This is a genomic window from Wolbachia endosymbiont of Drosophila seguyi (genome assembly GCF_028981765.1).
Classification (GTDB): domain Bacteria; phylum Pseudomonadota; class Alphaproteobacteria; order Rickettsiales; family Anaplasmataceae; genus Wolbachia; species Wolbachia pipientis.
Genome location: NZ_JAPQLM010000071.1, coordinates 1 through 10982, shown reverse-complemented (window position 1 = coordinate 10982; position 10982 = coordinate 1). Strand labels below are relative to the sequence as shown.

General features: G+C 36.1%; 9 protein-coding genes. 5 read left to right on the top strand and 4 right to left on the bottom strand.

The genetic code is table 11. The features are described 5' to 3' along the window. Nucleotides 1-149: 149 nt before the first annotated feature. The gene (locus tag OZD62_RS01400) at nt 150-1655 is read right to left on the bottom strand and encodes an AAA family ATPase (RefSeq protein WP_275019275.1); all 1506 of its coding nucleotides are present in this window, start codon (nt 1653-1655) and stop codon (nt 150-152) included. Nucleotides 1656-1721: 66 nt separating this feature from the next. Further along, entirely contained in the window at nt 1722-4316 is a 2595-nt protein-coding gene (locus OZD62_RS01395; protein WP_275019273.1) for a valine--tRNA ligase, read from the bottom strand. Between the two features lie 249 nt (nt 4317-4565). Between OZD62_RS01395 and OZD62_RS01390 the strand changes: the two genes are divergently transcribed. Further along, entirely contained in the window at nt 4566-5690 is a 1125-nt protein-coding gene (locus OZD62_RS01390) for a hypothetical protein (protein ID WP_275019272.1), read from the top strand. A 50-nt stretch (nt 5691-5740) separates the two neighbouring features. Here the strand turns inward: OZD62_RS01390 and OZD62_RS01385 are convergent, their stop codons facing one another. Continuing rightward, complete coding sequence (locus OZD62_RS01385; RefSeq protein ID WP_010962614.1) at nt 5741-6256, bottom strand: gamma carbonic anhydrase family protein; 516 nt, start codon at nt 6254-6256, stop codon at nt 5741-5743. Between the two features lie 144 nt (nt 6257-6400). Between OZD62_RS01385 and secG the strand changes: the two genes are divergently transcribed. Genes secG through OZD62_RS01370 form a run of 3 tightly spaced genes read left to right on the top strand, consistent with a single transcriptional unit; the run spans nt 6401 to nt 8758 of the window. After that, the gene (gene secG, locus OZD62_RS01380) at nt 6401-6721 is read left to right on the top strand and encodes a preprotein translocase subunit SecG (RefSeq protein ID WP_275019271.1); all 321 of its coding nucleotides are present in this window, start codon (nt 6401-6403) and stop codon (nt 6719-6721) included. Further along, nucleotides 6721-8325: a CTP synthase gene (locus OZD62_RS01375; RefSeq protein ID WP_015588967.1), complete on the top strand. Its 1605-nt coding sequence runs from the start codon at nt 6721-6723 to the stop codon at nt 8323-8325. Before secG ends, OZD62_RS01375 begins: the two co-directional genes overlap by 1 nt. Before the next feature lie 25 nt (nt 8326-8350). Then, nucleotides 8351-8758, top strand: a complete 408-nt coding sequence (locus OZD62_RS01370; protein WP_275019270.1) for a nucleoside deaminase — start codon at nt 8351-8353, stop codon at nt 8756-8758. A gap of 40 nt (nt 8759-8798) precedes the next feature. Here OZD62_RS01370 and OZD62_RS01365 read toward each other — a convergent pair whose 3' ends face one another. After that, on the bottom strand, nt 8799-10061 hold the full coding sequence (locus OZD62_RS01365) for an MFS transporter (RefSeq protein ID WP_256440138.1): 1263 nt from the start codon (nt 10059-10061) through the stop codon (nt 8799-8801). A gap of 107 nt (nt 10062-10168) precedes the next feature. Between OZD62_RS01365 and OZD62_RS01360 the strand changes: the two genes are divergently transcribed. Next, the gene (locus OZD62_RS01360; protein ID WP_156768658.1) at nt 10169-10516 is read left to right on the top strand and encodes a hypothetical protein; all 348 of its coding nucleotides are present in this window, start codon (nt 10169-10171) and stop codon (nt 10514-10516) included. Nucleotides 10517-10982: the final 466 nt, after the last annotated feature.

Genomic DNA, 10982 nt, shown 5'->3' with positions numbered 1-10982 from the left:
AGTCTTGTATATATTTATTAAAATTCTCTTATCTGTGGAGGAATTATAGTGCTGCACCTACAACAAACTTCCCATCTTCAGTCTGCTAGCTAAAAAATGACTTAGACCTTGTGTATCGAGTGTACCATTGTACTTATAAGTCTAGTTAGCTATTGATCGGGGTAGAACATACTGGTATATCCAGAATCACATAAAGCGTCATTCAGCTTATGTGATGGTCTGGATGTGTATTGCTGTGATTCTCCTATAGAATTTTCAATTTTCCTGTTAGTCTGCTTATTCGACACCTCTCCAATATTATATTTAATACAAAAATCTTTAATTATAGTATAAGCAGAAGTTCCAATCTTGTTGTTTAACTTTTCAACTATATAATTTATAAAACATTCCACATCTGCTGCTGAGATAGAGAGTGTTGTAAGTCTTGTTTCGTTTAAAATTCTTGAGATAGCATGCTTGTACTTTTTATTTTTTAATTTTTCATTCAGACCATCCTTCAGTATATTCTTAAGTATACTTCCTTCTATCATAGTAAACTTGAGTTTACTACTCAAACGACTTCCCCTAACAAGTGATGCATCTAAATCTTGCAGACTAACATTAGTTGTAGCAAACACCGTCACACCTTTATCAGCTTCATCGAATCTAGTGAAAAAATAATTTAAAGGTACTCGATTGGCATCAGTGCGTCCCTTGCCAAAGCTGTCGATTTCATCTATAAGAACTATACAAGGAGCGTTTTCGTTTGCTTTATTAAAAAGCTCATTTATATTTGATTTTTCAAGCAAATCAGCTCCAGAAACTTTTATAAATGTAGTTAGAGATATCAGCTGATCCCCAATCGCCTCAACAATTGAACTCTTACTAGCTCCTCCTGGACCGTGAAAAATGAATCCTCTTTGTATTTTTTCTTGCTCTTCTTCTGAATCACCTGATTTTGCTGAAGACACTATATTAATATTATTTTTTATTGATTCATAAATATTTACTAATTTTGTTTTTATCTCTTTTATAAATATAAAATCCTCAAATGCTTTCTTCCCTCTTTTTTCACCTTTTGCGCAAAATTTCATAAAAATCTTTTCTTGTGTTTTACTTTCTGTTGCAGCACTAGCAATCTTTGCCTTTAGCTCTTCCATTTCATCTTTTGTTGCAGCACTACCAATTAGCTTTTCAACTTCATTACTAAGCTTATTTATCTCTTCTTTTGTTGCAACACTAGCAATCTTTACCTTTAGCTCTTTCACTTCATTGTTAAGCTTATTTAGCTCCTCTTTTTTTGCAGCACTAGCAATTAGCTTTTCAATCTCATTGTACTGACTACTAAGCCTCTTATTTAGCTCTTTGATTTGAGGCTCTAAGCTTTGTATTATATTTTCTTGCTCTTTAGCTAATCCATTTTTTTCATTAGGTTCTGCTTTTTGTGCATCAAGCTTTTTATTCTGGCTGATCATTTTACATGAAAGTACAAGCACCAGAACAGAAAGTATAGACAAACTCAAAGCAACAGGAAGAGCTACATTAAAGGCTGCAACTGAAGACAAGAACTCAACATAAGGGGCAACGGCAAGTGTCCCAGACGCAAGCAATACCAAAGTAGCAAGAGCACCAGCTATAAGATACGGTGCATTGGCTTTATTATATAAATCCCCCATTATTATTCCCTCATACTAATAATGATTACAATAGCATGGATATTAAAGGAAGTAAAGCTATAAAAATCAATATAAATCTATATTCACTATGTATTTCTCGTCTTCAGTTTCAAGCTCAGACTGCATCCACTCTATCGTTTCCGCATTGCAAACTGCCTGCAAATCATTCTGTGCGGATTGATCCAACTTATCCTCTCGTAGATCTGCTTTTATCATCAACTTTTTTATCAGATGCTTAACTGATACATTATTATCTGCCTTTATCTTTCTGATAATGTTTAATATCTGAATAACATTATCTCCCATTTCCTCTGAATATTTATCGTAGATAAGTTCTTCTTTGCTTGGCCAATTACTTTGATTGTGTACAGAATTATAACTATACAACTGGTGGTATATCTCTTCTGTAATGTATGGCAAGAAAGGTGCAAATAACCGCAAAATAACATTTAACACATACGCCAAGCTTTGTTTTGCACTTAAGGTTGCTTCACTGCTTCCGTACGCACGTTTTTTTACTAACTCCAAGTAACTATCACAAAAATCCTTCCAAAAAAATTCCTCTATTGCGCCCAAAGCTTCGCAGTATTCAAACTGTAATAGGTTATTTGTTGCTCTTTCTATAACTTTGTATAACTTAGACAATATCCACTTATCCATTGTCTCGTGAGCAGAATTTATGCTCATCACTTGATGCTTTTCCATGAACATGGAAACGAACTTGCTAGCGTTCCAAAGTTTTGTAACGAGGCGCTTGCCAATTTTGAATGTATTTTCAGAGTAGACTGTATCAACTCCAAGCCTTGAGTTCGCTGCCCAATAGCGCACTACGTCAGCTCCATAAGTTTCAAGTATTACATGAGGAGTGATGATGTTACCCTTTGATTTACTCATCTTTTTCTTATCATCTGCTAAACACCAACCGCTGATCATAATGTTTTTCCAAGGTAAAGAATTTGCATGATAATGTGCCTTTAAAATAGTATAAAAAGCCCAAGTTCTTATTATCTCATGGCTCTGGCTGCGCAGATCTGCAGGAAATATCGTATCATAGCGATGATTTGGTAAGCTAAACTCACTGTTTACTGCCAGTGCACTTAGTTGAGGAGTAATTGAACTTGTGGCCCAAGTATCCATTACATCTTGATCTAGGATAATCTCTTCTTTGCTATACCCTTTTGGTAAATCTTTCGATGGATCTATAGGTAGGGCCTTTATTTCAGCTAGGATGATTTTGCCCTCTTCTCCTTTACGCTTGGAATACCACGCTGGAAATGGCACACCAAAATAGCGCTGCCTTGAGATGCACCAGTCCCAATTTAGCCCTTCTATCCACACTTCCATGCGTTTACGCATATTGCTTGGGTGCCAATTGCATTCTTTTACTTTATCTAATACTTGAGCTTTTTGCTCTAAGGTCTTGATAAACCATTGATAAGTAGGCAATATCTCAAGTGGTGCACCAGATCTTTCTGCACACTTAACAGAATGAGAAATGTTAGTGCTTTCTACCAAAAGTCCTTTTTCAGTTAGGATTTCGATTATCCGCTTTCTTGCTGCTGTAACTTTCAATCCATTTATTTCATTTAGTATATCGTCTGTCATCCGAGTAGCTGACACTGGGATCCATTCTTCTTTCTGATCACACCCACCTTCCTTTGTCATCTGAGTAGCCCTTTCTCCTGTCATCCCAGTAGCCCCTATGGTGTCATCCCAGTGCCCAGACACTGGGATCCATATTTCTTCCTTCTGACCATGTACTGAATGAAGGCTCATCCTCCCATCCTGATCGATGATAATTTTCATCGGTAGATTATGCTTTTGCTGCCAATATATGTCGAGTTCATTACCAAACGTACAGCACATAACAAGCCCAGTGCCTTTATCTATTTTAACCTTATCATCAGCTATTATTGGAACTTTTGTCTCTGTGATCGGCACCACGGCTGTTTTTCCGATCAGATGGGTGTAGCGCGCATCCTCTGGATGACAAAAAACTGCAACACATGCTGGAAGTAACTCAGGTCGCGTAGTTGCAATGTTGATCTGCTCATTTTCTTCAGTAGAGAAAACTATCGTATTTAAGGATGACTCAAAAACTTTATCTTCTATTTCTGCTTGCGCAATTGCTGTTTTATCAACCGGGTCCCAAAGGATGGGCTGCATTTTTCTATATGCATACCCTTTATTATATAGATCAATAAACGACATCTGTGAAAGCGTCACAGTTTCCTTGCTGATCGTGTGATATTCCAAATCCCAGTCATAACTAATGCCGACCGATTTAAATAGTTCCTTGAATTCTTGCTTTGATTTTTCAATAACCTCATGGCACATCTCTATAAATTTTTCCCTGCCAACTTCTTTTGCGCGGGTTTTATAGGTTTGCTCAACCAATCTTTCAGTGGGAAGCCCATTATCATCAAACCCAATTGGGTAAAACACATCTTTTCCCAGCATGCGCTGAAACCTTGCAATAAAGTCCGTGTGGCAATAGCTAAATATATGGCCAATATGCAATTTACCCGATATTGTCGGTGGAGGTGTGTCTATAGTGAAAGTGTTATCCTTTTCACCATTCCACCTGTAAACTTTACTGCCTTCCCACAATATGTTGCATTTGTCTTCAACTTCTTTAAAGCCGTATTTTTCTTTTAACATAAATATTTCTCAATTTTAAACTTTAAGCTAGCAACGTCATACCGCCGCGGTATCTCTAGATCCCGCTAACAAGCAGCGGAATGACGATGGTCGGTAAACCTAAATTACTTTAGCTATAGCACAATTACGGCAATTTTACGCCAAAATTTTTTGTTTACGAACATAAATTTTCTATGCTATGATAAAAATATTACTTGACCTTAGGTTCTAAGGGTATTATGTAATGTTAAATTATAATTGAGGTTCGTTATGCTAAGCTTAAAGAATGGTATGATACAGGTTGCCGATGATAAAATAGTGCTTGTTATAAAAAAAGATGATTATGAAGAATTTAAAAAGTATCAAAACGTAGATAAGAGTGGTGCTATAATTGATGACAAGTTTTATGTGGGCTGTACGCTAAATGATCAACAACTATATATTACTGGTTCTTATCTTCAAGAAGAACTAGGAGATAATATAATCATGAATGTAGAATCCGTTGGGAAAAAGGGTGGCAAATATTTTAGTCGCCTAGCAGAAATGAAAAAGCGGTTAGGCTTTAACGATGGGAAAAAGGAGATTATGGTAAAAGCCCTATCTTTCCCTCCCACAGTACAATTGTTAGAAGAGAAAAATGTTAAAATAGCAGAATTGGAAGCTGCAGCAGAGCAGTTAAAGGGGAAAAATGAAGAATTAGAAGCTGCAAAGAAGAAAGCTGAGGAGGAACTGAGAATTAAAACACAAGAATTACAAGATCAATTGGACACAGCTCAGCAGGAAAAACAAGACTTAGAAGCTGAAGTGGAAAAATCAAAGGCAATAGATTCTACAGCGTTGCAGCAGCAGTTAGAAGAGAAAAATGCTAAAATAACAGAATTGGAAGCATTAGATGCTGTGGCGTTACAGCAAAAGTTAACAGAGAAAGAGAATGAAATAGCAGCATTAAAAGCTCAACCAGATGCTGCTGTTACGAAGTTAGAGGGTGAAAAAACAACACTAACAAATAAAATAAAAGATTTAGAAGCACAGTTAAACAACCAACCAAATGCTGCTCAGTTAAAAGCCAAAAAGGATGAAACAAAAGACTTACAAAATCGATTGACTGAAGCTGAGGAGAAAAATAGAAAACTAGAAGATAAAAGCAAAACAACTGAGCAACCAAAACAAGGCAATGGAGCACGGTACACTGCTACTGTTGGTATGGGTCTTGCTGCTGGACTGATAGCATTTACTGCACTTGAACGTACAGTTAAGTTAGAGATGTTAGTAATGATTGGTATAGCAGTAGCATCTGCACTCGTAGCCGGTGGTATTACATATGCAGTATTACCTAGTACTCAAGTAGATGGGGCAAAAGCACAAGAAGTAAATGAGAATGGGAAAAAGAAGTAACAAGGGTTAAGCCGAAATGTACGTGTCAAGTAAAACACTTGACGCGAACTTCAGTTTTTATATTCCTTCATTAGCATAATATAATTTTGTGCTGATTGTGTAATATGTTTAATTTCTTCATTCGACATTTTTTTGAAGAATTTTGCTGGCCTGCCAGCCCATATTTCCCCACTTTTTATCACTTTTCCGTGTGTTACCAGTGAGCCAGCAGCTACCATGGCTTCAGGCTCCACAACTGCATGGTCCATCACGGTAGAGCCCATACCAATAAACGCCTTATCATGCACCGTGCATGCGTGCAACACACAAAAATGTCCCACTGTTACCATGCTGCCAATAATTGTGTCACCACCTGGGTTTCTATCCACATGAATTACCGTTCCATCTTGAATATTTGTTCCATTACCTATTTTTATTGATCCAACGTCCCCTCTGATTACACAATTAAACCAGATGCTTGCATCTCTTCCTATTTCAACCTTACCTATGATATGCGAACCACCTGCGATGAAAGCACTTTCGTCTATTTTTGGTTCATAATCTTTATATTTTAAAATGTGATACATATTAAGCCCAAAGTCTTATGCATATGTTAATCAAAATAAGGTAAGCAGTAAATACATACTTAGATTTCAAGTTATTTGGGTGACAGATGTTCTTGACTTACGTGCTTTGTACTGCTAAAATTTTCATTTTCAGCCCTATCTATAATGTCAGTAGCGGTATTAAGTATATTTCAAATAATATTGGTTGTTGTGTTAGTAATTTTAGTGCTCTTGCAGCCGCCTGGAAGTAGTTCGTTAAGTGGTTTTAGTAATACACAACAGGGGGTCAATTCGATGATTCCAGTGAAATCTTCTGAAAACCAGCTCAGCAGAATAACGGCTATTGTTGCTGGATTGTTTATTATAAACACATTGCTATTGTCAGGATTATATTCAAAAGACGTACATAAAAAATCGATTGCAGAGAAAATTATATTAGAAAAAAAGCAAGAAAGTGAACCTACTTCTGTTCCATTTGAAAATTAATGAAGGAAGCTAAATTTATCTTTGTTACAGGTGGAGTTGTGTCATCGCTTGGTAAAGGCTTAGTTGCTTCAAGCGTTGGTGCGCTTCTTCAAGCTCACGGTTTTAAGATCCGTATCAGAAAACTTGACCCGTATCTCAACATTGATCCTGGGACAATGAACCCAACTCAGCACGGAGAGGTATTTGTGACCGAGGATGGTGCTGAAACTGATTTGGATCTTGGGCATTATGAGCGTTTTACTGGAATTAAAGCAACAAAAGATGACAATATAACAACTGGTAAGATATATCATGAGTTATTGAAGAAAGAGAGGCGTGGTGATTATCTGGGCAAAACTGTGCAAGTCATTCCTCATGTGACAGATTTGATCAAATCGTTCATTTTTAATGGTACGGAAGGTTTAGATTTTGTAATATGTGAAATAGGCGGAACTGTAGGTGACATTGAAAGCCAACCATTTTTGGAGGCTATACGTCAAGTTAACTACACATTAGGAAAACAAAGAGTTATCCTTATTCACTTAACTTTAATACCATATCTTACCGCAGCGCAAGAATTAAAGACAAAACCAACGCAGCATTCAGTTCGAGAGTTAAATTCCGCGGGGTTACAACCAGATATTATATTATGCCGCAGTGAGAAAGAAATTTTCGATAATCAGAGAGAGAAAATAGCTAAGCTTTGCAATGTTTCTTTATCCAATGTGATACCTGCCCCTGATGTGAGTCATATATATGAGTTACCGGTGTTGTATAGCCAATGTGGGCTTGATACGCAAATTTTGGAGCACTTTCATTTAAGTAAGCCAAAACCAAGCTTGACTGAATGGGATCAAATAGTGCATTCCATAAGGCACCCAACACAGGAAGTTACTGTATCTATAGTGGGAAAATACACCGAATTCCCTGATGCATACAAATCACTGGTTGAAGCATTAAATCATGGTGCGATTAGTAATAAAGTCAAAGTAAAGATAAATTGGGTTAACTCAAGAGAGAAGGAAGAAAAACCTATAAATGAAAAACTTATAGGAGAGAAATTACAGAATTCTCATGCAATCCTTGTTCCAGGGGGGTTTGGTGATGACGGAGTAGAGGGTAAAATATTAGCAATAAATTATGCCCGTACAAATAATATCCCATTTTTCGGAATTTGCCTTGGTATGCAGCTTGCAATTATTGAATTTGCTCGTAATGTTGTTAAGCTTGAAGATGCACACTCTGAAGAATTTCGTAACTGTAAACATCCAATCGTTAAGTTAGCTGGCGATCAAGATGACGATCTTGGTGGAACCATGAGACTTGGGGCATACAAATGTAATATAAATGCAAACTCTAAAATGATGGATGCATATAGTAACACTACTATTTCAGAAAGACACAGGCATAGATACATAATCAATTCAGATTATAAAGATGATTTGGAAAAAAATGGGCTGCTATGCAGTGGCATATCAGAAGATGGAACGTGCATAGAGGCAGTGGAGTTAGAGAGTCATCCGTGGTTTATTGGTGTGCAGTTTCATCCAGAATTTCAATCAAAGCCGTTTTCTCCTCATCCTCTTTTCGTGTCGTTCGTTAAAGCAGCAATTGATAAGAAATAAGTGCCTAGTGTTTAAGTATCAATATATGGAGCTTGCCATAGAGCAAGCCAAACTCGCTCAAAAAAATGATGAGGTGCCCATAGGTGCTGTAATAGTGAGTGGAGACAATATCATTTCTTCTGCACACAATATATCCAGCGATCCAACTGCACATGCAGAGATGTTAGCGATCAGACAAGCATTTTCAACTCCCACGCTTTGTGATGCTGATATGTACGTAACATTAGAACCATGTCCGATGTGTGCTCAAGCTATTTCCTTTGCCAGAATTAAACGATTGTACTTTGGAGCTTATAATCCAAAAGGTGGAGGAATTGAAAATGGTGCTAAGATATTTCAATTTTGCAGCCATATACCTGAAGTTTATGGTGGGATATTAGAAATAGGATGCTCTTTTTTGTTAAAGGATTTTTTTGAGAAACTAAGGACCTAATTTAGGTTACGGTATAAATCTAAGAGAAAACTGAGAACTTTCACAAATCAAAATTTTTATCTTGCGGTTTTATTTGCAATATTGCTACCACACTGATCAACAAGCAGAAGACTATATAAAGCCCAGCAGCAAGGTTTGTTTGAGGAAATGTTACAGTCAACCAAATACAAACCATAGGAGTAAATCCTCCATGTAACGCATAAGAGATATTGCGTGATAAGCTCACACCACTAAATCTAACATTGGTAGGAAAGAGTTCAGATGCAACTATTCCTATGGGAACTATACCCCTTTCTATTATAGAGAGAACCATTACGCTCAACGCAATCACAAGATAATTTTTATAGTAATATGCAATAGATAACGCAGGACAACACAGTGCCATTGTAATTGCTATAAATAAGATTGCAGTGCGCTCTTTTCCAACTTTATCAGCCAACATTCCAAACGCTATTGAAGATATCGGCATTAATACACTGGTTATAATCAATACAATTTCGTTGATATATGTTGTTACATAAACATCCACTGATGCTATTTCCTTTGCGAGAGTTCGAAGAAATATGGTAAATCCAACAGCAACATTAACAGGTACAGATATTAAAATAGCAAGTATAAGAGCTCTCTTGTGGCGTTTTATAAGCTCTATTATTGGCAAATCAGGTAAATTTCTTTGTTTTCGATTTTTTTCATATGCTGGAGTTTCTCCCAATGTGTATATGCTATACGCGCTAATTAATCCTAAAATAGCTGAAAAAATAAATGGCAATCTCCAACCCCAGGTACAAAAATCAGTAGTTTTTTTGCAGATAATCACTATCACCGCAGAAAGCAAGACGCCAATGGAGCGACCAAAACCCATCATTCCAAAATACATCCCTAAGTTCTCTTTCCTACTGGATAAATGCTCTATAAGATAAACAGAACTTCCTTGTTCACCACCAAGTGCAATTCCTTGTGTTATATGGATTGCAAGAAGCAATATAGTAGAAATTATACCTACTTGATTGTGACTTGGAATAAATGCAATGAGACTTGATGGTATCGATATTAGCAAGATAGTAATTATTAATGCTATCCTCCTTCCATACCTGTCACCAACGTGACCAAATATGAATGCACCAAGTGGCCTTACAATTGCACCTAGCCCTACAATTCCAAATAATTGCAGTATGTTACTGTAGACATCTTTTGCAAAACAAAACTCTCTGCTGATTATGTTAATCAAATCAATAAAAAGCATGTAGTCATACCATATTGCGATTCTGCAGAGTATGGTTGATATCAACACCCTTGTTTGCACTAAATTCAATTCGTAAATGTTTGCTTATTCTATTCTGGCTGCTTTTTGGGATTTTACAACCTAAACATATGGAGTTGACTTTTTTATTATGGTGTGTGATAATTGCAATGAATATAGCTTATTTAGCAGCACTTATAGCAGCAGCTATAATAAAAATAGCAGCAGTAATACTTTGTGCTATAATGTGTATAAGCATTTTCTTTATATTATTTAAGGGAATTAAAGAACACTTAGATTCAAAAGGATTTCTATCTCTTCTGAAAACAGTAGGTGTAATTTCTATAATACTATCAATTATATCTCTCCCACTTATTATATTAAGCCTTACTACTCCGTCACCTCTGGTAGTAGGTATAGTAGGTGGTATCGTTGGTGCTATTTCCATAATACCATTAATAGTAGCTTACATTTTGCTTGTGGCTATATCGAATATCTTTATTACCAAGTCTTTATAAATTTGAGCTAATGTTACTGTCTTCATTTCTTCTTGGTTGTAATATTGCTGAAAGTTATCTATTTCCATAGGTATAACATATAATCTGATTTTATAAGATATTCTACCGGGATTAAAATATCGTAAATCTTAGGCGTTATAAACAAAATTTACAGGAAAAATAAGATGATACTACTCAAAAAGGCAAACAAGACGGTATTTTTCTGGCATAAGTTAGCGTTCAGCTTTACCTTTCCTTGCAAGACATTTTAGAGCTATTATGTCTTACTTCTTGAAGATACAAGTTAGCGTTTTTAACCCGAATTCTGGATTGGAGATTAAAAAAACAAGAATATCAATAGCTTATTGTTTTAGCATTTACGATAAAGCAGTAAGCATTTTAAGACTAGTTACTAATTTAGTAAAATTCAAGACTTTCAATAATTTACCTAAAATCTAATCCAGAATTCGGGTTAATAATAAAATCT